General features: G+C 43.2%; 19 protein-coding genes. 13 read left to right on the top strand and 6 right to left on the bottom strand.

The window, feature by feature from the left end:
- Positions 1 to 23 precede the first annotated feature (23 nt).
- Positions 24 to 1,832 (top strand): HD domain-containing phosphohydrolase, encoded by a 1,809-nt coding sequence (locus tag AB4503_RS11295; RefSeq protein WP_372114654.1) that lies wholly within the window; start codon positions 24 to 26, stop codon positions 1,830 to 1,832.
- A 303-nt stretch (positions 1,833 to 2,135) separates the two neighbouring features.
- On the top strand, positions 2,136 to 2,861 hold the full coding sequence (locus AB4503_RS11290) for an HAD-IA family hydrolase (protein WP_017059834.1): 726 nt from the start codon (positions 2,136 to 2,138) through the stop codon (positions 2,859 to 2,861).
- Between the two features lie 408 nt (positions 2,862 to 3,269).
- On the opposite strand, the gene AB4503_RS11285 is transcribed toward AB4503_RS11290, so the two are convergent.
- Positions 3,270 to 4,694, bottom strand: coding sequence for a methyl-accepting chemotaxis protein (locus AB4503_RS11285; protein ID WP_372114652.1), 1,425 nt, complete (start codon positions 4,692 to 4,694; stop codon positions 3,270 to 3,272).
- Positions 4,695 to 4,842: 148 nt separating this feature from the next.
- The gene (locus tag AB4503_RS11280) at positions 4,843 to 6,066 is read right to left on the bottom strand and encodes an aromatic amino acid transport family protein (RefSeq protein ID WP_372114650.1); all 1,224 of its coding nucleotides are present in this window, start codon (positions 6,064 to 6,066) and stop codon (positions 4,843 to 4,845) included.
- 446 nt (positions 6,067 to 6,512) lie between these two features.
- Between AB4503_RS11280 and AB4503_RS11275 the strand changes: the two genes are divergently transcribed.
- The 3 genes from AB4503_RS11275 to AB4503_RS11265 all read left to right on the top strand — a co-directional run bounded on the left by AB4503_RS11275 (position 6,513) and on the right by AB4503_RS11265 (position 8,787).
- Positions 6,513 to 6,641, top strand: a complete 129-nt coding sequence (locus AB4503_RS11275) for a hypothetical protein (RefSeq protein ID WP_017059831.1) — start codon at positions 6,513 to 6,515, stop codon at positions 6,639 to 6,641.
- Positions 6,642 to 6,846: 205 nt separating this feature from the next.
- Positions 6,847 to 7,458 carry an ACP phosphodiesterase gene (locus tag AB4503_RS11270; RefSeq protein ID WP_017059830.1) on the top strand — a complete coding sequence of 204 codons (612 nt, stop codon included), beginning with the start codon at positions 6,847 to 6,849 and terminating at the stop codon, positions 7,456 to 7,458.
- A 57-nt stretch (positions 7,459 to 7,515) separates the two neighbouring features.
- Positions 7,516 to 8,787: a DEAD/DEAH box helicase gene (locus tag AB4503_RS11265; RefSeq protein WP_017059829.1), complete on the top strand. Its 1,272-nt coding sequence runs from the start codon at positions 7,516 to 7,518 to the stop codon at positions 8,785 to 8,787.
- Between the two features lie 115 nt (positions 8,788 to 8,902).
- On the opposite strand, the gene AB4503_RS11260 is transcribed toward AB4503_RS11265, so the two are convergent.
- On the bottom strand, positions 8,903 to 9,646 hold the full coding sequence (locus AB4503_RS11260; RefSeq protein ID WP_372114648.1) for a TetR/AcrR family transcriptional regulator: 744 nt from the start codon (positions 9,644 to 9,646) through the stop codon (positions 8,903 to 8,905).
- 150 nt (positions 9,647 to 9,796) lie between these two features.
- Between AB4503_RS11260 and AB4503_RS11255 the strand changes: the two genes are divergently transcribed.
- The 3 genes from AB4503_RS11255 to AB4503_RS11245 are packed head-to-tail and all read left to right on the top strand — an operon-like array spanning position 9,797 to position 14,996.
- Positions 9,797 to 10,885 carry an efflux RND transporter periplasmic adaptor subunit gene (locus AB4503_RS11255; RefSeq protein ID WP_017065789.1) on the top strand — a complete coding sequence of 363 codons (1,089 nt, stop codon included), beginning with the start codon at positions 9,797 to 9,799 and terminating at the stop codon, positions 10,883 to 10,885.
- Positions 10,885 to 11,940: an efflux RND transporter periplasmic adaptor subunit gene (locus AB4503_RS11250; RefSeq protein WP_017065790.1), complete on the top strand. Its 1,056-nt coding sequence runs from the start codon at positions 10,885 to 10,887 to the stop codon at positions 11,938 to 11,940. Before AB4503_RS11255 ends, AB4503_RS11250 begins: the two co-directional genes overlap by 1 nt.
- Positions 11,937 to 14,996 carry an efflux RND transporter permease subunit gene (locus tag AB4503_RS11245; protein WP_372114645.1) on the top strand — a complete coding sequence of 1,020 codons (3,060 nt, stop codon included), beginning with the start codon at positions 11,937 to 11,939 and terminating at the stop codon, positions 14,994 to 14,996. The genes AB4503_RS11250 and AB4503_RS11245 overlap by 4 nt, the downstream gene beginning before the upstream one ends.
- Positions 14,997 to 15,175: 179 nt before the next feature.
- Here the strand turns inward: AB4503_RS11245 and AB4503_RS11240 are convergent, their stop codons facing one another.
- Positions 15,176 to 15,913, bottom strand: a complete 738-nt coding sequence (locus tag AB4503_RS11240; RefSeq protein ID WP_029235240.1) for an EAL domain-containing protein — start codon at positions 15,911 to 15,913, stop codon at positions 15,176 to 15,178.
- Between the two features lie 576 nt (positions 15,914 to 16,489).
- Entirely contained in the window at positions 16,490 to 17,125 is a 636-nt protein-coding gene (locus AB4503_RS11235; protein WP_017067365.1) for a hypothetical protein, read from the bottom strand.
- 252 nt (positions 17,126 to 17,377) lie between these two features.
- Here AB4503_RS11235 and AB4503_RS11230 point away from each other — a divergent pair, with 252 nt between their 5' ends.
- The 3 genes from AB4503_RS11230 (at position 17,378) to AB4503_RS11220 (ending at position 18,882) form a co-directional block, all read left to right on the top strand.
- Positions 17,378 to 17,623 carry a DUF2164 domain-containing protein gene (locus tag AB4503_RS11230; protein WP_017059821.1) on the top strand — a complete coding sequence of 82 codons (246 nt, stop codon included), beginning with the start codon at positions 17,378 to 17,380 and terminating at the stop codon, positions 17,621 to 17,623.
- Positions 17,624 to 17,776: 153 nt separating this feature from the next.
- Positions 17,777 to 18,316, top strand: a complete 540-nt coding sequence (locus AB4503_RS11225) for a cytochrome b (protein WP_017064631.1) — start codon at positions 17,777 to 17,779, stop codon at positions 18,314 to 18,316.
- The gene (locus AB4503_RS11220; protein WP_017064630.1) at positions 18,313 to 18,882 is read left to right on the top strand and encodes a YceI family protein; all 570 of its coding nucleotides are present in this window, start codon (positions 18,313 to 18,315) and stop codon (positions 18,880 to 18,882) included. Before AB4503_RS11225 ends, AB4503_RS11220 begins: the two co-directional genes overlap by 4 nt.
- Positions 18,883 to 19,156: 274 nt before the next feature.
- Here the strand turns inward: AB4503_RS11220 and focA are convergent, their stop codons facing one another.
- On the bottom strand, positions 19,157 to 20,608 hold the full coding sequence (gene focA / locus AB4503_RS11215; protein WP_017064629.1) for a formate transporter FocA: 1,452 nt from the start codon (positions 20,606 to 20,608) through the stop codon (positions 19,157 to 19,159).
- Positions 20,609 to 20,881: 273 nt separating this feature from the next.
- Between focA and AB4503_RS11210 the strand changes: the two genes are divergently transcribed.
- Positions 20,882 to 21,787, top strand: coding sequence for a LysR substrate-binding domain-containing protein (locus AB4503_RS11210; protein ID WP_372114642.1), 906 nt, complete (start codon positions 20,882 to 20,884; stop codon positions 21,785 to 21,787).
- 204 nt (positions 21,788 to 21,991) lie between these two features.
- Entirely contained in the window at positions 21,992 to 22,486 is a 495-nt protein-coding gene (locus AB4503_RS11205; protein WP_017059817.1) for a DUF1097 domain-containing protein, read from the top strand.
- The last annotated feature ends 73 nt before the right edge of the window (positions 22,487 to 22,559 follow it).

Here is a 22,559-nt window from a genome sequence, read left to right as displayed (position 1 = left end):
CCGTCTTATTTAAAGGGTATTGTATGTACAAGCTATTGATATCAATCGCTGTATTATGTGTTAGCGCTTATTCTTCACTCAGTTTTGCTAACGACTGGGATATTAAACGCATCCTAGTTTTACACTCATACGAACCTTCTTATCAATGGACTGCTGACTTCCAAAAAGGGATAGACAGTGCGTTCAGCCAGTCTCAAACCGAAGTTAAACTCTCAATAGAGTATTTGGATTCAAAGCGTGTCCACAGCCCAGAGTATTACGACTCTCTCGCGAACTACTTACGTGCGAAGTATGCAGGTTATAAATTTGATGGCGTAATTGCGACGGACGATAACGCAGCCAATTTTCTTGAATCTCTGCCTAATTTGATTGATCGCTCCACACCTGTCGTTGCAGCCGGCATCAATGATTTCAGCACCGACATGTACGCGGTGTCTGACAGAGCAACTGTGCTTTACGATAACGATCAGATAGACGTTAATATTAAGCTGATCTCCAAATTAAGACCTAATCTAAAGAATCTCTATTTTGTAAATGATTACAGTGTCACGTCTGAATTGATTCATAAAGAAATGAACAAAATGATGGCTGAATTTTCAAATATCAATCTCGTAGAAATTCGCGACTTGTCGCTGGAGCATACGAGCCAATTTTTGGAAGGGATCTCTGCGGACGATGCGGTATTGCTCAGTCATTACAACACCGAGTTAAAGCAAGGGGTTTATCACACTTACCAAGAGATTGCGGATACGTTGTCAAAAGCGAGTGCTGCTCCGGTGTTTGCTTTATGGCAGTTCTATATTTCGGGTGATGTACTCGGTGGTTACGTTAATCACTCACAAAGCATGGGTGAACAGGCCGTCGATGCGTTGGATAAATACCTTCCACTTGGTTTTACTACACCGTTAACTCCCGGAGACAACAAACGTTTTGTATTCAATTACCCTGCAATGAAGAGATACGGGATTAGTGGAAACGCGTTACCTGACGAAGCGGTTTTCATTAACGAGCCTTCATCCTTTATTCGCAAAAACTTCCAGTTGTTATTGGGGCTGTCGATGGTGATTGCGGGTTTGAGCCTGATCATCTTGATGCAATTTGTCACTCTGCGCCAAAAGAAAGAGTTGGCGAATAAGAACAAACGAATCTTAAAGCTTCAGAAACAGACCTTGAATATCCAAAAGGATATGATTCATGTTCTCGGAGAGGCAATTGAAACCCGCTCTGGCGAAACTGGTAATCACGTTAAGCGTGTAGCCAAGTTGTCTGCACTGCTTGCTAAGTATCGTGGCTTGAGCCATCGCGAGGTCGAGATGATTGAGATCATCAGCCCAATGCACGATGTGGGTAAGATTTCAGTCCCTGAATCAATCTTGGATAAACCTGGGAAATTAACCGACCAAGAGTGGGAGGTGATGAAGCTTCATACTACGGCTGGCTATAACTTACTAAAGAGCGGAGCGGGTGATATTACCAACCTCGCGGCAATCATTGCTAACGAACATCACGAGCGTTGGGATGGTGCTGGATACCCGAATGGAAAAGTGGGTGATGAAATACACCTGTTTGCTCGTATCACTGCCGTAGCCGATGTGTTTGATGCGCTGCTTAGTGCACGTTGCTACAAAGAACCGTGGCCGTTAGATATGGTGGTCGATTTGTTTGAGCGAGAGTGTGGCTACCAGTTTGATCCTCAGCTAACTAAATTGCTACTGAAACACTTATCCGAGTTTGTCGCTATCCGAGATTCGTACCCCGATACTGGAACTGTAGAATATGCGTCTTTACCTTCGCTTGAAGCTAAGGTCTTAGAAGAGTCGGTTGTTAGCTAATTGTCGCTCTATCTGAGTAGCCTATAAGCCATTTTTTTTATCGATTCACCACGATCCGGCTAGGAAGTAGTGATTTATATTTTCTCCTGAAATTGAGTAGCTTATGTAAACCTCGCAGTATTTGGTTTCGTAGAATCTGGGTTAATTTAATGAAAACTGTTGCTTATGTTGAGCGATAAAGTGATCAACTCCATATTTCGCGAAGAGAAATAAGCCTGTATCTGCAAACTGTTACCTCAATCATCTCGCGCATTGAAAGAACACTATAGGATAAAACTTGGATTCAATCTGAGTGAGATACCTATGCGGTTAGAACAGACTAAATGTGTGATTTTCGATTGTGACGGAACACTTATCGATAGTGAAAAGCTGTGCTGCCAAGCTTTGGTGAACGTTTTCACTGGCTTTGGAGCGGAGCTAAACGTCAACGACTGCTATGCGCACTTTCAAGGCGGGAAGCTAGCCGACATCTTAATGGATACACAAGAACGTCTTGGGTTATCTATCTCGATTGATACACTTGAGCCGTTATATCGCAATGAATTACAAGCACTGTTCCAGCGTCATTTAAAACCGATGGATGGCGCTATCGAACTTATTGAATTCCTCAAACAACAAGACATCGAGTTTTGTATTGCTTCCAATGCACCGAAATCTAGGGTTGAATCTTCATTGGCGATGACAGGCATGCTAGACGACTTCAAAGGCAAAGTGTTCTCAGCTTTTGATGCTAACAGCTGGAAGCCAGAGCCTGATCTAATCATGTACACGGCCATGAACATGGGCTTTCTGCCAAATGAGTGCATCTACGTGGATGATACGTTGAAAGGGATTGAGGCTGGTGTTCGCGCGGGTATCCAATCGTTTCGATTACGCCCGAGTATTGATGAAGCAATCGTAGATCCCGAAGCCGACTCAGCAGAACTCGCGGCTCAGGATATCTACAGTTTAGAAGAAATTTCAGTTTGGATTAATGGCAAGCACTGCTCAAATGGTGGTATATCGAATTCTGCAGCTTTGGTGGGGTAGAGCTTAGTTGAAGGCTGACTACCTTACTAAATTGTTTGGTGTGGAAACCGCAAGATGCACAAGTAAACTTTTCTCCACTTTCTGAAAGCAGATACTCGTCGTGTTGGCATAAAGGGCATGTAATGTCGTCGGTGTTTGGTGTTTCTGTTTTATTCATTATGTGTCACCTGCAGCAAGGGGGTAAGCGAAAAAAGACCCGTTCAATTAGATTACTCCTAAGCTCGAATATTAGACAGTTCTGACACTTCTTAATCTCTCCTTTGCGACTTGCTTCATGGTAATTGATAATGTCATCGTTATTGACCATGGTTCTTGTAATGTTATTAAACAAAAGCCAAAAAGAAAGGACCCATTACGAGTCCTCATTAGTTTGTTTTCAATTCACGCCGCTAGTTCACCAGTTGATCCTTAAGTTCGGTAGCGTGCCAATGTCTGAGATAGAGAAACCGACGCTTCTGTTAGCCTAGATACGCCATTTGAAGAATTCTGAGCCACGTCTTTAATCACATCGGATTGGCTTCGAATATCGTTAAGCTCTGCTGCAATCGTATTGGCAACGTTACTTTGCTCATCGGCTGATGTTGCGATTTGGATACTCATGTCCATTAGTGCTTGAGCTGAATCTGCAATCGAGTTTACGTCGTGACCAATGTTTGAAATCAACTGGCTACTGGTTTGCGCTTGGTCAACCGTCTGTTCGGTGATCTTCGCGATATTTTGGCTCTCTTGCTGTAAGCGTTCAATCATCGCTTGGATTTCTACAGTAGCCGACTGAGTGCGGCTTGCCAGTGTTCTTACTTCATCAGCAACAACAGCGAAACCTCGGCCTTGCTCGCCCGCACGAGCGGCTTCAATCGCGGCATTTAAAGCAAGTAAGTTAGTTTGCTCTGAAATAGCATTGATCGTCGTGATGACCTCGTTAATTTGGCTCGTATTCACATTCAAGCTAGTAACAGAAGATGAGGTTTGCTCAATCAAAGAAGAAAGGGTGGTGATTTCCGAGATTGCCTGTTGAACCTTCGCGTGGCTATCGTTGATTTGCTGCGCGTCTTGTTCTGTTTGTTCAGTTGAGCGTGCAGAGATGTTAGAGACTTCATTTGCCGAAGCTGTCATCTGATCCATTGCTGTCGCTACAGAGTCTAGAGAGGCATTTTGGCTCATGATTTGTGTTTCGCTGCGCTTCATCTCAGTTTCGAAAGAAGCCGATGTTTCGCTTAGCGTTGCTGCACTGTGGTTTACGTTGTTGACTAACTCACTAAGCGTGTCCATTGAACGGTCAAGCGCACAACCAATCGTGCCGAACTCATCACGGCCAGGGTGGAAGCCAAGGCGTGATGTTAAGTCACCATCACCAATCTTTTGAGTCGTTGAATAAAGAACCCAAAGTGCGCCGCCTAGGAAAGTCGCTACCCAGTAACAGAAAAGACCAAAAGGCACACACCACAAGAAGCTCAGTAATAAAGTGTACAGTGCTTGCTGCTTTTGATTCTGTATATCGTTAGTTGAAACGGTAAGTGAGTAGTAGTTGCCATCTTGTGCGAGTGCTGTGGCAGTCACAGAACCATTATTTGAAATAGTGGTTTGTTGAGCGCGAGTTTGCTGGCTAACAGAGCGAACAGATGCCGGGGAATCTGATGCTGATAAAATGCCTTGCAGTTGATACTCGACCTGCTGTTTTGCAGTTACGTCAATGTGTTCCATTTTGTTGATGTAGTTCAGTCCAGCTAGGCTTGCCAGAGCGGCAAAAAAGATTAAGAAAATGACCCAAAATTTGTCGTTGATCGACATCTTGATAAACAGTTTGTCTATCGTTCGAAATTGTACTTCTTTCATAAAAACTCCACGGTAAATCCTTTACCGTGGACTCTAAATAACCGACCTCAATAAAAATGTGACTTTAATCTACTAATTGTGAAAATTAATGATAGTGACATGTTATTTGTGAGATCTGGATCAAGTAAATTAGTTCTGTATAGGTTTATTAGCCCAAAGAAGGCAGTAACCCTACTGAAATAAGAACTTGAATGGCAATGATAAATACGCCAACGCTACCTGCTAAAAACAACGCTTTGCTACCGCCTAACACTTGGTAACTGGCTTCTGCAGATTGAGGTTTGACAGAGAAATCAGTGTAACGAATCTTGTATACCATCACTGTCGGCAGCAAAATTGCGAGTACTGAAAGTGCTATGGCTGCGTAGCCCAGAGCTGTAATGAAACCCTGTGGGTAGAACAAGGCAAAACCTAATGGCGGTAAGAAAGTGATAGCGGCCGTTTTAACGCGTTTTGCACTGCCTAGTTTCTTGCTCAGTGAATCCCCCATGAATTCAAATAACCCCAAGCTCACACCAATAAAAGAAGTCAGCAGTGCAAGGTCTGCGAATACGCCAACGATAACGCTAAGGTTTGATTGATGAACAGTTTGTGACAATGAGACTAACAGTGCGCCCAAACTTGTATCCGACAAAAGCTGCTCTTGGCTAATCACACCTAGAGTCACACTCTGCCAGAAAACATAGATGACCAAAGGGAGTGCAGAGCCAATAATCATGACCTTACGTAGAGAGCGAACGTCACCATCTAGGTATCGAACAATTGAAGGGATGCTGCCGTGGAAGCCAAAAGAGGTAAACACGACTGGGATTGCTGCAACAATCAGCCCTTGCTGTAAAGGCATGCTCATTAGGTATTGAGAGGTGATGTTTGGTGCTAGGAAGCTGAGTACCAGTACCATCGCAATCAGTTTAAGTCCGAATAAAACGCGGTTAACTTTATCAACACTGTGCGTACCAATCGTAACAACGCCAGCAACTAACAGTGTGAATAGAAGGGTTGTGATTTGGCCATTAAGCTCAATGCCTGAAATATCCGAGATACGTTGATTAAACTGCGCACCACCGCCTGCAATATAAGCTGCACACAGAGCGTAGAAAAGGAACATAACTGCAAAGCTTGCTATCCATTTACCTTTTGTCCCTAAAATTTTGTCAGCTAGGGTGTGTAGGGTAGCGTCAGATTCTGCGAATTGGTGAAGCTCTACCATTAATAGCGCAGTAAAAGCCATTAACGCCCATAAACCCAGCATCAAGAAAAGTGAAGTTGAAAAGCCAATACCTGCAGAAGCAAGTGGAAGAGCGAGCATGCCAGCACCAATGGTTGTGCCTGCAATGATCAAAGTACTACCAAAAACCTTTGATTTATTCATTGTATATAATTCTTTACGTTAGGGTGTGTTTTCATTGTAATTCTTCTAGCTTAAGCGCATAAACCCAAAGAATATCTCGATTTTGAAGTATTCTGATTGAGTTTAATTCCAAATGCAATTCTTATTGTAATTAAAAACATCCACTGTAAATTAATATTTACACAAAGGGGCATGTCAGCATTCAAATGAGCAAAGCAAACGTTTGACCATGATCGGTTTCAAAATTTATAGAGTAATTTGTTGTACTTGGTGTAAGGTGGCAGTACATATGTCGTTCGCGTATACCCCTTTAACGCAAAAAAGCGTTAATGATCGCGAGTAGCTTTAAGCTATGAATATGGAATGGGTAGAGTAGAGTACGTTCATCAAAGTGACATAATATAAGTCCAAGATGGTGCACTAGTTAATCGGACATCATGTCCACATCAAGGAATAGAGGGGGCACAATGAGTGACCAATCTTATAATGACGAAAGTCTAGAGTTGTTAGATGCTATGGAAATTGGCATTGATTTGTCTGACTATGAGCAGACAGTGAAACAGTTAGCAGAAGAGCTTTTCAAGTCTTCGAACTAAGCTTTTAAGATCTTTAATTCAGTTTCAACTGAAACGTTTTAAAGCTAAAAGTTTTCTTAGCTAAAGCTTCTCAAAGCAAACAATTCTAAACTGAGCAAATCGTATTCGCTCACACGTCATACCAAAACTATCCTCATTAAAGTTCGCGAAGATAAACGAGTACGTTTACCATGTTACTTAGTTCTCGATACTTTAATGAGGTTCAATGAACTTTCTCGCACACCTTCACATCGCCAAGCACTGTAACAGCAACTTAGCAGGTAACCTGTTAGGTGATTTTGTTAAAGGCGACCCTAATAAACACTATTCTGATTCCCTTTCTGACGGTATTAGGCTTCATCGATTTGTTGATAGCTATACTGATCGTCATGATGTATCTCGTTCTGCAAAATCACTTTTCTCAGACCAAACACGACGCTTTGCGCCTATCGCACTCGATGTATTTTGGGATCACTGCTTAGCCAATCATTGGGATCAGTTTTCACAGCAGACATTAGAGCGTTTTTGTTTAGATAGCCATGAGCAGATCTTTGAACATCAAGAGCCACACTGGCCTGAAAATTTCGTTATGGTTCATCAGAAAATGGCTGAGCATAGATGGTTAGAGAGCTATCAAGACATGTCATCTATAGAGGTGGTGTTGCAGCGAATGGCGTTGAGAAGGCCTAAGCTCGGTATGCTCGAGGCATGTTACGATGACCTCGAACGTCACTATGATACGTTGCAGTGTCACTTTAATGAGCTTTATCCCAACGTTTTAGAGGAAGCTAAGCAGTTTAATGCGCTTCAAATGAAGAAAAATCAAAAGGAAAGGTAAACAGCGTAATGCAGGTTTGCTACAATCCGCGCCTATTTAATCTTTGAGCATCATACTATGTCTGAATCTACAAAATCTTTTAACCAACTAGGATTATCTGAGCATCTTCTTGCCACGTTGTCTGAGCTTAATTTTACGGCTCCTACCAGTGTTCAAGAACAAGCAATTCCATTGGTATTAGAAGGCAAAGATGTACTGGCTGGTGCTCAAACGGGTACAGGTAAAACGGCTGCGTTTGGTTTACCGATTATTCAAAGATTAATCGAGACAAAAGACAACGTTATTCCGAACCCTAAGCTCGTTCGTGCGCTTGTATTAGTGCCAACTCGTGAATTGGCACAACAGGTTTTCGATAACTTAACTAGCTACGCAAAGGGCACCGACATTAAAGTCGTGGTGGCTTACGGCGGCGTTAGCATGAAGGTGCAAACTGATAACTTACGCGGTGGCGCAGATATTCTTGTCGCGACGCCTGGTCGTCTTATTGATCACATGTTCACTAGAAACATCATGTTGAGCCAAACGGAAGTACTGGTACTGGATGAAGCTGACCGTATGTTAGATATGGGCTTCATGCCTGACATTAAGCGTATTCTTTCTCGCATGAACGAAGTGCGTCAAACTCTGTTCTTCTCTGCAACGTTTGATAACAAAATCAAAGCGATTGCACACCGTATGATGCAGAAGCCAAGTGAAATCCAAGTTACGCCAAAAAACAGCACCGCTGAAACCGTAACACAGATGGTTTACCCGGTAGATAAGTCGCGTAAAAGTGAGCTATTAGCGTATTTGATTGGTTCAAAAAACTGGCAACAAGTGTTGGTGTTCACAAAGACTAAGCAGGGCACTGATGCTCTCGTTAAAGAGCTTAAGTTAGACGGCATTAAAGCGGCATCAATCAATGGCGATAAGAGCCAAGGTGCGCGTCAAAAAGCCCTAGACGATTTCAAGTCAGGCAAAGTTCGTGCGTTGATCGCAACCGACGTGGCAGCTCGTGGTATTGATATTCAGCAGCTAGAACAAGTTGTGAACTATGACATGCCATTTAAAGCAGAAGATTATGTTCACCGCATCGGACGTACTGGCCGTGCGGGTAACAGCGGCTTAGCGATCTCTTTGATGAGTCAGGATGAAGCTTACCTATTGGGTGATATTGAGCGATTACTTGATACTCGCTTGCCTCAAGAGTGGCTAGAGGGCTTTGAACCAAGCCTTGAAAAAGATCTAGCGCCCGATCGTGGTGGTCGCAGCAAAAGCCGTTCATCAGAAAAACGTAAGATGAAAGCGAAGCTTAAGATTCACCAAAACCGCGGTAAAGCACGTCGCTAATAAGCTGTACAAAGCTCCAGTTTAAAGATCTATACATATAAAAACGCGCCGTTACAGTGACTTCTGTAACGGCGCGTTTTTGTATCTTATAAGCTCATCATGGGTATGAACCCGATTAAGCTTTATGTTCCTGGTTACACTTCCATTCACATGGCACTTCATAAATCAGCTCTTCAATCGAGGTTGGATTTAGAGCCCACTCTTCATCAATATTGAACTTGCTGACCATCTGCGTGTTGAAAAGCTGCCAATGCTTAAGTAGGGCGTCTTCGGGTGAGGTGACCATATCACCTTCATTCCAAGTGCTTTCCATAAAGGGAGTGAGGCATACAGCGCCGTTTGCGTACATGATCATTTGCCATTTAACTTCGTAAATGTTGATCATTTTGTCTGGGTTAGCTGCATTGTACTCAGCGGCAAGCCCGTTAATCTCTTTTTCAACATCGCCGACATTGTCGATGAAGTAATCAACTAGGTTGTCTTCTTGGCGAACAGAGTCTGAAATAAGCTGCATTGGCCTACGTGAGTGAATCATGTTGGTGAACAGACGCATGCTAAACAGGTAGATAGCGATATTTGGCGCAACATCTTTTGGCAGCTCTTCCATAATCTTACTGATGTAAGACTGAAAATAATCGTGTAAACAATCACTTATTGCATGCCAAATCTTTTCTTTGCTACCAAAGTGGTGGCGAATAAGGCTATGCGATACACCTGCTTTTTCACTGATGTTACGAAGCGAAACGCTATCATAACCATGCTCACAGAACATATCCGCAGCAACACCCATGATCAAAAAACGCGTCTCTTCAGCGTCTTTTGCGCTTCTTCTGCCTTGTTTCTTTTCAGTCATCTTCATTTCACACATTTACCTGATTACCACATTCTACACTGTTTTTACTCAAATAAAAAATACTGCACAGGTGGAAAGTAAAGCTTGTGGATTACGGAGTTTTGAATATACTGCCCATCTGTGTAATAAATAATAATAATTAAATGGAGAGACATCATGCAGTCCAATTTGTCTATCAATGCCATATCGAGCAAGCGCATGGGAGCTGTTATTGCAGCACTATTGCTCGCAGGCTCTCTAACTGGATGTGACAAAGTTCAGTCAGAGGAAAATGTGCAGGTAATCAAGCCAGTCAAGCTGTTCGAAATCCCACAACAGACTGATATTGATCTCGATAGCTTCATTGCAAAGGTTGATGCAACCGACCGTGCGGCACTTTCTTTCCAAGTGGGTGGAGATATAGAAACCTTCGATGTTCGTATGGGACAAGAAGTGAAGAAAGGTCAGGTGTTAGCCGTATTAGACGCGACGGATTACCGTATTGCCGTTGACGCAGCCCAAGCTAAATTTGATCTGGCGAACAGCCAATACAAACAAGCTTCTGAGTTGTATGCGAAAAAACTGGTCAGTACCGATTACTACGACCAAGCCGTAAACACTTTTACTGCCGCTGAAGTTGAGTTGGACCAAGCAAAAACAAACCTTGGCTACACTACCTTAGTTGCTCCATTCGATGGCGTGGTATCGATGGTGTTTGGAAAGCAATATCAATTGATCGCAGAAAAGCAGCCTGTACTGAATATTTTGAATCACAGTGAAATGGATGTGACGTTTTCAATTCCAGTATCAAAGCTTGAAGACCGTTCTATTCAAGACCTAACGAGCTCAAACATGTGGGTTGTGATGGACAGTCACCGCGGCATTCGTATCCCGACTCGCTTTAAAGAAATCTCAACGCAACCAGATGAAGATACCAACAGCTACCAAGCGGTTGTGTCTATCGAAAAGCCAGAAGGCATCAATCTACTTTCTGGTATGACAGCGCAAGTTGAAGTTCAGAAAAGTAAATCTGACTACGGCATTGGTATTGTGGATTCAGCTTGGTTAAACAAAGACGTAGGCCATGGTGAACTATGGCGTTATAACCCTGACTCTCAACTGATTTCTAAAGTACAAGTCCTTCTTGATGAGCAAGGCAAGGTTATCGACGGATTGTCGTCTGGTGACCTTATCGTTGAAGCGGGTGTGGATGTGTTATCAGACGGACAACAAGTAAAAGCTTGGCTTCGTGAGGGCGGTATTTAATGAACCTTTCAAAATTATCAGTTGTTGTCGCGTCGGTTCTGTTACTTCAAGCCTGTAACAATGAAGCTGTACACCGTGAACAACCACCTTTGTTGGTTTCTACCTTTGAAGTTGGCGCACCGCTTACTAATCAGTTCAGAAGTTTTAATGGACAGGTGATGCCAGCTGAATTGACTCCCTTGGCATTTAAGCTAGCAGGCGAGATTCAACAAGTATTAGTAGAAGCGGGCGACAATGTCGAAAAAGGGCAGTTATTAGCCACCTTAGATAACGCAACGTACGTCCAAGATCTGACTGATGCTCAATCTCAATTCAAACTGGCGAGCAAACAGTTGGCCCGTGGTACTGAGATGTTTGGCAGCGAAATGTTATCGCAATCAGAACACGACCAACTGACGGCTAACTACAAGCTCGCATCGGCGAATTTGGCGGCGGCGAAACGCAAGCTGAGTTACACAGAACTTTTAGCGCCGTTCTCAGGAACAGTTTCAACTGTCGATAAGCAACGATTCGAAAATACGACGCCTGGAGAAACACTACTGAGTGTGTACCAGAACGACAAGGTGTATGTGCGAATTCAAGTATCAGATTCGATCTTGGCGTCAATTAGCCCAGACATGCGTTCAAATAGCTATCGTCCTGAGGCGACCTTTGGCGGTCACACAGGCCAATATCCACTGACGTATCTAGAACACACCAGTGAACTGCACCCACAATCCCGTACCTACGAATTTTGGATGCAGATGCAGCAGCCTGAAAGTGAAATCCTGCCAGGCACGAGCGTTACGGTCAATGTAGATATGGCGAAAGCGGGCCTGAGCGATGTTCAAGGCTACCAATTACCAATGACAACGCTAGAAGCGGGCTCTGAAGCGAATCAGTTCTATGTGTGGAAAATGGAAGACGGACAAGCATTCAAAAGCGAAGTAGAAGTCGACAAGATCAGTGGCCAAGGCGCATTAATCGCTCATGGTGTTGAGCAAGGTGAGCTACTCGTAAATTCGAATTTAAGAAAACTCCGTGACGGAATCCAATTGTCAGGAAAAGCAGAATGAACATCGCAGAATATTCAATAAAGAACAAAGTAATCAGCTGGCTGTTTCTAGTCATTTTGGCCATTGGCGGTGTGACGTCTTTTGGTAATCTATCCCGTTTAGAAGACCCAGCTTTTACCATTAAAGATGCAATGATTATTTCAACTTACCCTGGCGCTACGTCAATGGAAGTTGAAGAAGAGCTGACTTACCCACTAGAAAAAGAGATAAGACAGCTTCCGTACATCGACAAGATTACCTCGACATCATCGAACGGTATGTCCCAAATTATGGTCAGTATGAAGATGGACTACGGTCCAGACGAGCTGCCTCAGATCTGGGATGAAATGCGCCGTAAGATCAACGATCTACAACCAACACTGCCAAGTGGTGTAAATTCCGTTCAGATCATCGATGATTTTGGTGATGTGTTTGGTGTGATGATCATGTTGACCGGTGATGGTTACGATTACGTTGATCTCAAACAGTACGCAGATTACCTAACGCGTGAAATCGAACTGGTTGACGGTGTCGGTAAAGTTAGCATTGCAGGTGACCAACAAGAACAACTGTTTGTTGAGATGTCACTGGAACGCTTAGCCGCATTGAACCTAGATATGTCGACGGTGACAGCATTGCTAGCACAACAAAACAGTGTGGTATCGGCAGGCGAGGTGATGCTGAATGGTCAAAGCCTAACGATTAAGCCAAACGGCACATTAAGCACGGTTGAAGAACTAGAAAACCTAATCATTCATGGTCGTGACACTGGCAATCTAATTCGTCTAAAAGACGTTGCTGAAGTGACTCGTGGTATTCAAGAAAAACCGGGTAATGTATTAACGTACAACGGTAAACCTGCAATCAACTTGGGTATTGCGTTCTCTTCTGGTGTAAACGTGGTTGAGATTGGTAAAGCACTGGATGCGGAACTGGATCGCCTAGAAAGCATTAAGCCAGCGGGTGTAGAACTGAATTACTTCTACAACCAAGCGCAAGAAGTAGACAAATCTGTGGCTGACTTCTTAATCAGCCTAGTTGAAGCGGTAGCCATCGTTATCATTGTATTGTTGTTCGCAATGGGCTTACGCAGTGGTTTGATCATCGGTTTGGTTCTTCTATTGACGGTATTCGGTACCTTCATCCTGATGGATTACAACGATGTTGAACTGCACCGCATCTCTCTGGGGGCACTGATCATCGCGCTGGGTATGCTGGTGGATAATGCGATTGTTGTCGTTGAAGGTATTTTGGTGGGCTTGAAGAAAGGCAAAACCAAGCTTCAAGCAGCGAAAGACATCGTCAAGCAAACACAATGGCCACTGTTAGGTGCGACCATTATCGCTATCACAGCGTTTGCACCGATTGGTTTGTCGAAGGATGCGACAGGCGAATTCATGGGTTCGCTGTTCTGGGTACTGTGTTTCTCACTGTTTTTGAGTTGGGTAACAGCACTAACACTAACGCCATTCCTTGCCGAGATGCTGCTTAAAGAAGAAGATAAGGTTGATGAGAACGAAGACCCATACCAAGGCATCTTGTTCGTTGTATTTGGTGCGAGCCTGAAAGTAGCGCTTCGATTTAGATGGCTTACTGTAGTAAGTATGGTCGCGCTATTAGCGGTTTCCGTTGTCGGTTTTGGTATGGTGAAGCAGCAGTTCTTCCCGCCGTCAAATACCCCAATGTTTTACGTAGACATGTGGATGCCAGAAGGCACCGATGTTCGTGAAACGATCAAGCAGACAGAAAAAGTTGAAAGCTACATTCGCCAGCAAGACGACGTGGAGTTTGTAACGACAACGGTTGGGCAGGGCATGCAACGTTTCGCACTGACTTACCAACCAGAGAAAAGCTACGAAGCGTACGCCCAGTTACAAGTAAGAACCACTGACCGCGACACTATGTTTAAGGCTCTAGCGGCGCTAGACAAAGACTTAGCGAACGAATTTGAGCAACCAACGTTCCAGTTCAAGTTGATTGAGTTTGGTCCGTCACCCGCTTCAAAAATTGAAGCGCGTATTATCGGTGCCGATCCACAAGTACTGCGTAACATTGCAGTTGAAGTCGAAGACATCTTGCTTGCCGATCCAGGCTCTCGAAATGTTCGTCATGACTGGCGTGAACGCACTAAAGAACTTGTACCACTGTTCAACGAATCTAAGGCTCGTCGCCTAGGCATTTCAAAAACTGACTTGTCTGAGACATTACAGATGGCGTTTGGCGGTTACAACATCGGCCTACTGCGTGATGGTACTCATATGTTACCTATCGTGGCGCGTTTACCGGAAGAAGAGCGTTTTGATTTCGAATCGCTAAACAATGTGAAGATTTGGAGCCCATCACTACAAACTTACATCCCAGTTGAGCAAGTGATTGATGGCGTAGAGCTTCAATGGTCTGAGCCACTGATTCAGCGTCGCGACAGAAAACGTACGCTAACAGTATTGGCTGACCACGATGTTCTTGGTGATGAAACGCCAGCGAGTCTGTTTGCTCGTGTGAAACCAAAGGTAGAAGCATTAGATTTACCAGAAGGCTACAGCATTAGCTGGGGTGGTGAGTACGAAAGCTCTAAAGATGCGCAAGAATCTCTGTTTGGCTCACTGCCAATGGGTTATTTGCTGATGTTTATCATCACGATGCTTCTGTTTAACTCGGTTCGTAAGCCGCTTGTGATTTGGTTTACGGTTCCACTCTCTATCATTGGTGTTTCAATTGGTCTGTTAGGTACCAATATGCCATTCAGCTTCACAGCGTTCCTTGGCTTATTGAGTCTAAGCGGCATGATTTTGAAGAACGGCATTGTACTGCTTGACCAGATCAACAGTGAGCTATCAACAGGTAAAGACCCATATTTAGCGGTTGTCGACAGTGCGATTAGTCGTGTACGACCGGTATCTATGGCAGCATTAACGACTATCTTGGGTATGATTCCTTTGGTATTCGATGCATTTTTCGGCTCGATGGCGATTACCATCATGGCAGGCTTAGGCTTTGCTACCGTACTAACGCTAATAGTAGTACCGGTGATGTTCGCTATTTTATATAGAATCAAACCGTCCACTGCGGGTTATTAGGGAATGATATAAAACAGATTCTTTTAAGCCAGCCCAGTCAAATTTGACTGGGTTTTTTATGCGTGTTGTCCCGTCCTGAAATGTGTTGACACGTGAGAGCGGTAAGAGGGTACGAATAGGCAAGCATTAAAAAATCCGCTACTCAATGGGCAAGCGGCTTTAAGAACAATAGGGCGATTCTAAATTGCTAGCCGTATGTCTAACTCAATCGGCTTTGGCATGGCTAAGTGGTAGCCTTGATACATATTGAAGCCTAAGCCCTGCATCGCTTCGAGTTGTTGTTGGGTTTCAATACCTTCAATCACTGTCTTTGCGCCAATTTGGTTTGCAAGATCAAGTACTAACTCCATTTCTCGAGTGTCGCCTTGTTCAAAGTCCAACATAACCGAGCGGTCTATCTTGATGATATGAGGGTTAATGTGACGAACGCGTTGTTCGGTTGATGCTTGTGTTCCAAAATCATCGACCGCTATTTGAAAGCCATTATCCGCAAGAGAAAGAGCGGCATCTTTCAAACGCTCTTCACTTTCTGCGTTCAACTCTACCAACTCCATCACTATCTGTTCGCATGAAAGGTTCAGCTCGTGAAGGCGTTTAGCTAACAAGCTATCGCTGACCTTTTCTGCAGCAAACAACTCACCAACGTTTGGAAGAACGTTCAAAAATAGATGTAAATGACGGATTGTCGATTGTGCGAAGTTACGGATATGAATCGCTCGACTCAACCTCTCTACATTGATTTTGTCTGTGCTTGAGGTTTCGTCGGAATGGAAGAAGTGATCAGGACGAACAATATCACCTTTGTTATTTGAAATGCGCACCAAAGCCTCAACACCTATTTGAGTCATAGAAGAGTCGAATATAGGTTGATAGACGCTCCTAAGCGTCAGGTCTTGGTATTTCGCAATAAACTGCATATCAGCATCTACGGATATACAGCTAATAAATTCACTTCTGTCTGATAAAATCATAGTCGCTAGTAAAGAGGGCTTATTCAATGGCGGACGTACATGTCGCGGCTGTCACAATATTGACAGGTGTTACTAAATTGTCAATTAATAAAAATTCATTTGTAACGTCAATATTTAAATTAATATAACTAACGAAAAATCAGCATGATAAATGACATTAACCATTAAATTTACTTATCATTGACTGTGTTTGATAGTTTAAGTGAATCTAATGGCTGAGTAACGTCTCACATATTAACCCCAACCAATATAAGGCCAGAACGCTGATACACCAGAGAAAAGTAGGGTTAATGGCTTAAATTGTGGGGGAGTGTCAAAGTTATAAAATAGATTGACTAAGCGAGTTACACAGAAATGATATCTATCTCTCAAAATCGAGACTGTGAGTCGATCGGCTATTAATAATTAAAACAGGAAGTTCGAATAATTAATGAACAGGGAATGAGTTATCTTTTATAAAATACTGGGATGAAGGTCTAACAATTTACTTTCAATATTGAATGAAAAAGTTGACCCGTATTCTTACTGCCATTGAAGTACTGCGTAAAGTTGCAGGTATTTACGAACCAGTTGTTGATTTCCTGACCGCTTTAAAGGGTGTCCAAATTTAATGAAGCAAGGGCTGATTTTAAAATTATTATTTAAGTCAGTAGCGAATTGAGAATCACTCTCTCTTAGCGTGATACCTTGTTGGCTATATTCCGTGATCTCGTCTGGGAGTTCACCCATCCACCAATGCAATAATTCACCACTGTTTTTACTTCGGCTAATCCAATGGTCGGAGACAATGATCAAAACGTCATTGGGTTGAATGGAAAATCCATACTCTTGTTGCCAATTATGGATGTCCAACATTAACTTTCTACGACAGGTTTTCCCGGCGCTCACCATATGATGACTGATCATCCAAACGGTACCAATTTCGGAAGATATTCGGAAGTGTCGAGGCGTTTCTCTAGAGGAAAGCATTTCAAGTGGGCTGATGTTGCTTGCATGATTAAAGCTAACGAAGGTGTGCTCCATTCGGCGAGCAAATGCCTTTCCTATATGGTGCTCACTGATCCCTTGATTGTGCACCGTAGGGTAGTGGCGTTCACAGAGCTTTAGGCAATCGTCTTGAAATTGATTAACGCTTTTAATCACTAGATCTAATAACAATGAAGTCCCTTATACACAGCTACTATCTTATTGATGGGCAATAGTACGGTAATTGCGGTTCCGTTACCTATCGTCAAAGTGCGAGTTCTTGATCTCTCTATCAAAATTAACCATTGCTGAGTGATTTTATGGATAGCACTGGCGCTCTACAGGTCTGTATTCTAAATTATGAGGAATTCTAGCTAGTTACCTCGACTATAATCTAGTCAGCAAATCACAATTGATCTACTTACTCTTTATTTGGAAACATTCATGACCATTCAATTAGATTCGAAACAAAAGTCTGAGCTTACTCATACGCTCCAAAAGTACCTGCAGGATGAACTCGATGTGGAGCTTGGTCAGTTCGACACAGAATTCTTGGTCGATTTCATAAGTAAAAAGTTTGGGGCGGTTTACTACAACAAAGGGATAGAAGACGCTCAAAAAGTCATGGAACGTAAAATGTTAGATATCTCAGATGAGCTTTACGAGATCGAACAAATCGTTGAAATCTAACGTTTAGCCCAAACTTGTTCAAATAATTTGAATAACTCGTTTAATTTGAAATGATGTTACCAATGTAAAGCTTGGTAAATAATATGTTACACAAACTTGGTGTAGGGTACGCTTTTCGAAACTACACTACTCGTTAACATTCGGAAGAGATGCATGGACAACAACGTTAGAAATTACAACCCTTTAGCAAGAGCGATGCATTGGATTTCAGCTCTCGCGGTATTTGGCTTATTTGGTGTAGGCCTGTGGATGGTTGATCTTTCATACTACAGCGAGTGGTACAAAACAGCGCCAGACTATCACCGCTCGGTAGGCATTCTTTTGGCTGCCGTTACCGTTATCCGCTTGGTCTGGAAACTAGTTACCGCGTCACCTAAAGTGGAAGGTAAAAGCTATGAAATTGCAGCAGCGAAGATCGCTCACGGCTTCATGTACATCAACTTAGCGGTTTTGTTTATTTCAGGTTATTTGATTTCGACATCAGATGGCCGCGGGATAGAGGTATTCAATTGGTTCACTGTACCAAGTATGGGCGAACTGTTTGCAAACCAATCTGATCTCGCAGGTACGGTTCACTACTATGCTGCATGGGTACTGATCATTATGGCATCAGTGCACGCCTTAGCGGCGATAAAACACCACGTTATCGACAAAGACGATACGCTACGAAAAATGATAGGAGCTTCAAAATGAAAAAGTCAATTATCGCTACAGGATTAGCATTTGCTATGGCAATGCCTTTCGCTGCGAACGCCGCTGATTACGTGATTGATACAAAAGGTGCGCATGCTTCAGTTAACTTTAAAGTTAGCCACCTAGGTTATAGCTTTATCCAAGGCCGTTTTAACACATTCTCAGGTGATTTCTCATTTGATGAAAGCAACGTTGAAGCATCAAAAGTAAACGTAACTATTGATACAACAAGCCTTGATTCAAACCACGCAGAGCGTGACAAGCACATCCGTAGCTCTGACTTCATTGATGCAGGTAAATTCTCTGACGCTACTTTCAACAGCACAAAAGTGGTTGATAAAGGCAACGGCAAACTTGAAGTAATGGGTGACCTTAAGCTTCACGGCGTAACTAAGCCAATCGTTATCGAAGCTGAATTCATCGGTGCTGGTCAAGACCCTTGGGGCGGTGAGCGTGCTGGTTTCGTGGGTACAACTCGTCTAGAACTTGCTGACTTCAACATTCCAGTAATGGGCGCTTCAAGCTATGTAGACATGGAACTACACGTTGAAGGCGTAAAAAAGTAATCTAGCTTTCTAGCTCTCTGACAGGTATCAACATTATTTAGAAATATCAAAAGTTTGGTCGATACTAAATAGGTCAGCAGTTAGAAATAGAGAAAGGCGCAAAGTTTTCACTTTGCGCCTTTTTTATTGAGATAAATGGCAACGCGTTTAGGTCTGTTTTGTGTCAAACCGTTTAGTACGTTAAAAGCCACCATTTGCCTCTAGCCAGTCAACGTTGCCATGACTGAGTTATCTAATTGAACTACTAATCCCTAATAGTTCAACTTACGATTAGTTAAGCTGTTTCTAGTTCAGCTTGAGGAACCACGTTTAGTCGGTCACCGTAGATTGGACGCAGTGCTTGCATCACTTCAATGCGAGTCAACACACCCACCATCACGCCATTTTCTAACACTGGAAGCATATGTGGTTGGCTTACTTTCATCGCTTTTGCACGCTCTTCTAGAGAAAGAGATGTCAAGCGAGTTGCGAAGCCCATGCTTGTCGTCGGGTACAGTTGCTCTTTGTCGATGCATAGGAACTCAGCAACGTCTACTAGCTTGTCGTTTGCATCGATTGCCACAACGTCACGGCTCATTAGGTCTACGACTTTTTGGCCTTTAGTTGGGATGTAATCTTGGCACCAAAGGTCAACCATTACGTCATGAACAGAGAAGATACCCACTAGACGGCCTTCGACATCACAAACAGGAGCGCTAACAAGTTGCGCGTCTAAAAGTGTATCAATCGCGACTGATGTTGGCATTTCAACGCTCAATGTAATTGGTTGAGTGTTCATGATTTGCTTGATAGTAGTTGCTGTGTTCATAGTAATTTCCTTAACTGACGTAATTTCTGTTGTTTGTGTAATAGCGGTAATTTTTGCTGCTTTAAGTTGTGGGCGACGGTAGATACTCCAGTTGGCTAAGCCGACCAATACTGAACCGCCTACGATGTTGCCGATTGTCACTGGTATTAAGTTTGCTGTGACAAATTGCATGACGTTTAAGTCTGCGTACTGCGCCGGTGTTGCACCGATTTGCATCCAGAAGCTTTCCGGGGCGAATGTTTGAATCGTGATGCCTAGAGGAACCATGAACATATTCGCCACACAGTGTTCAAAGCCTGAGCTTACGAACATTGCAACGGGTAACACGGTCATCATTGCTTTGGTCATTGCGTTAGCAGAGCTGAACGTTAACCAAATCGCTAAACATACCAACAAGTTACAAAGCACACCCAAAGCAAACGCTTGAACTGGGCTGTGGTGCAGCTTGTGTTGAGCAATGTTTAGAGCGTTTAAGCCCCATTGGCCGCCATCCAGTTGATATAAGCCTGCTGCGCTTACCAAAGCCAATAGGAACATGGCACCGATAAAGTTGCCGACATACACTTTGCCCCAGATAGACAGCATCTTAGTGAAGGTGATTTGCTTGTTAGCCCATGAGATGCTGGATAACACTGAGCTGGTAAATAGCTCACCACCGCAAATCACAATCAAGATCAAACCCATACTGAATGCAAGACCGCCGGCTAAGCGACTCAATCCCCATCCAGCATCAGCGCTGCCCGTGGTTACCGTGATGTAGAACAAAAAAGCAAGCCCGATGAATGCGCCAGCCATGATTGCCAAACTCAATGTCATGCTGCTGGTTTTATTTGCTTTACTTAATGCAAACTTCTCTGCTTCCGCCATCATTTCTGTTGGTGAGAACAGTTGATGATTTTCAGAAGTGCTGGTTGCCATATCCCCCCCTTGAACAATCCGTCATGTGTAATTCCTAGTGTTAATGACTTGGTTAATCCGTAATGGTTAATCAGTAATGTTTTGCAGGGCTCGTTGTGTCCTGCCATTCCAGATTAGGGCGTTGATGGGTAGAGGTAAAATTGATAATTTTTAGAAACCACATCAAATTTATTGATATAGATTGGGTTACGCGTAGAATGAAATTGATTGCTCATTGGCTTTATAAAAAACGAGCATCAGGACACAAATAATTAAAAGCATTAAGGATGAATTTTGCGTTATTCATTAAAGCAACTCGCGGTATTTGATGCAGTAGCAGACTCCGGGAGCGTTAGTCAGGCAGCAGACAAATTGGCGTTGACCCAGTCGGCGACAAGTATGTCTCTTGCACAGTTGGAAAAAATGCTCGGCAGGCCTTTGTTTGAAAGGCAGGGCAAGCAAATGGCTCTTACTCATTGGGGGATGTGGCTAAGGCCTAAAGCGAAGCGTTTACTGCAAGATGCGCAGCAAATTGAGATGGGTTTTTATGAGCAGCATTTACTAAGTGGAGAGCTCAAACTCGGTGCAAGCCAAACACCAGCGGAACACCTAGTTCCTGACCTCATCAGTATTATTGATAACGACTTTCCTGAGATGCGAATCTCGCTCGGCGTACAAAGTACCGATGCGGTTATTGATGGCGTATTAGATTATCAATATGACCTGGGTGTTATCGAAGGTCGTTGTGATGACAACCGAGTTCACCAAGAAGTGTGGTGTACGGATCATTTAACGGTGGTTGCATCGGCTCATCACCCGTTTGCGAAGCGTGAACGAGTAAGCTTGGCGCAATTAGAACAAGCAAAATGGGTATTACGTGAACATGGTTCGGGTACTCGCAAAGTTTTTGATAGCTCTATTCACCATTTAATTGGTGATCTTGATGTTTGGCGAGAGTATGAACACGTTCCTGTTTTAAGAAGTTTGGTTGCAAACGGCCCATATTTAACGTGTTTACCTTATCTCGATGTCGAACAGTTTGTTGAGTCTGGTCAACTGGTCACATTAAATGTCCTTGAGCTTGAAATGGAAAGAACCTTGTCCTTTATTTGGCGTGCAGATATGTCTGAGAACCCACTTGCTGAGTGTATTAAGCGAGAAGGTAAGCGCATGATGAAAGGCAAGCCATCGGTTCTGTAACGATAAATTGATAAAATACTGATAACCAAATATGTTGAATAAGCGATTTCGGTCTCTATCTAGTGATAAATGCACATCTGCATACATTATTAATGTGATAGTGATCGGCTAAATGAGGACTATCTTCCCATAGTATGCTTACTTGATTTTAAGTGAGGCTAAATCCGGTTGCGTTCAATTACGTAATTAGGCTTTAGAAATAGTATGAGTACATTAGTCGCGATTTCATTAACAACAGGTATTTTGTCAGGTCTATGGGGATGGATTGCTATCTCTTTCGGCTTATTGTCATGGGCAGGTTTCTTAGGTTGCACCAGTTACTTTGCTTCGCCAACAGGCGGCGTTAAAGGACTAGCAGGTAGCTTATTGACCAACATGACTGGCGTATTCTGGGCAATGGTGATTATCGAAAGCTCAACCTTCGCAGGGTTAGAGATTTTAGGCTACATGATTACTGCTATTGTGGCTTTCTTTATGTGTATTCAAGCGAAACAAGCGTGGCTAGGTTATATCCCAGGCACCTTCATTGGTTGCTGTGCGACGTTTGCTGCAGGTGGTGATTGGCAACTTGTAGTGCCATCTTTACTGCTTGGTGGTGTATTTGGATACTTGATGAAAGCAACGGGGCTATGGCTTCACGAGAAATCGACTCAATCTTCGGAAGTTGTTGAACAACACGCTAAACAGGCAAAGGCTTAATTCGTTAACCTAACCTTAGTTATTCACTGTGAACTCTTGCAAGATAACCCCCAATTAATTTGTATATCGATTT

This window comes from Vibrio sp. 10N.222.55.B11 (assembly GCF_041473705.1).
Lineage (GTDB): Bacteria > Pseudomonadota > Gammaproteobacteria > Enterobacterales > Vibrionaceae > Vibrio > Vibrio crassostreae_C.
Note: the sequence above shows the minus strand (reverse complement) of the source record. Positions and strands in the feature narration are given on the sequence as shown.

Bases quoted from the DNA above. Each gene is read 5' to 3' on its own strand.
- AB4503_RS11295 (WP_372114654.1), top strand. From the start codon at position 24: ATGTACAAGCTATTGATATCAATCGCTGTATTATGTGTTAGCGCTTAT.
- AB4503_RS11290 (WP_017059834.1), top strand. From the start codon at position 2,136: ATGCGGTTAGAACAGACTAAATGTGTGATTTTCGATTGTGACGGAACA.
- AB4503_RS11285 (WP_372114652.1), bottom strand. From the start codon at position 4,694: ATGAAAGAAGTACAATTTCGAACGATAGACAAACTGTTTATCAAGATG.
- AB4503_RS11280 (WP_372114650.1), bottom strand. From the start codon at position 6,066: ATGAATAAATCAAAGGTTTTTGGTAGTACTTTGATCATTGCAGGCACA.
- AB4503_RS11275 (WP_017059831.1), top strand. From the start codon at position 6,513: ATGAGTGACCAATCTTATAATGACGAAAGTCTAGAGTTGTTAGATGCT.
- AB4503_RS11270 (WP_017059830.1), top strand. From the start codon at position 6,847: ATGAACTTTCTCGCACACCTTCACATCGCCAAGCACTGTAACAGCAAC.
- AB4503_RS11265 (WP_017059829.1), top strand. From the start codon at position 7,516: ATGTCTGAATCTACAAAATCTTTTAACCAACTAGGATTATCTGAGCAT.
- AB4503_RS11260 (WP_372114648.1), bottom strand. From the start codon at position 9,646: ATGAAGATGACTGAAAAGAAACAAGGCAGAAGAAGCGCAAAAGACGCT.
- AB4503_RS11255 (WP_017065789.1), top strand. From the start codon at position 9,797: ATGCAGTCCAATTTGTCTATCAATGCCATATCGAGCAAGCGCATGGGA.
- AB4503_RS11250 (WP_017065790.1), top strand. From the start codon at position 10,885: ATGAACCTTTCAAAATTATCAGTTGTTGTCGCGTCGGTTCTGTTACTT.
- AB4503_RS11245 (WP_372114645.1), top strand. From the start codon at position 11,937: ATGAACATCGCAGAATATTCAATAAAGAACAAAGTAATCAGCTGGCTG.
- AB4503_RS11240 (WP_029235240.1), bottom strand. From the start codon at position 15,913: ATGCAGTTTATTGCGAAATACCAAGACCTGACGCTTAGGAGCGTCTAT.
- AB4503_RS11230 (WP_017059821.1), top strand. From the start codon at position 17,378: ATGACCATTCAATTAGATTCGAAACAAAAGTCTGAGCTTACTCATACG.
- AB4503_RS11225 (WP_017064631.1), top strand. From the start codon at position 17,777: ATGGACAACAACGTTAGAAATTACAACCCTTTAGCAAGAGCGATGCAT.
- AB4503_RS11220 (WP_017064630.1), top strand. From the start codon at position 18,313: ATGAAAAAGTCAATTATCGCTACAGGATTAGCATTTGCTATGGCAATG.
- focA (WP_017064629.1), bottom strand. From the start codon at position 20,608: ATGGCAACCAGCACTTCTGAAAATCATCAACTGTTCTCACCAACAGAA.
- AB4503_RS11205 (WP_017059817.1), top strand. From the start codon at position 21,992: ATGAGTACATTAGTCGCGATTTCATTAACAACAGGTATTTTGTCAGGT.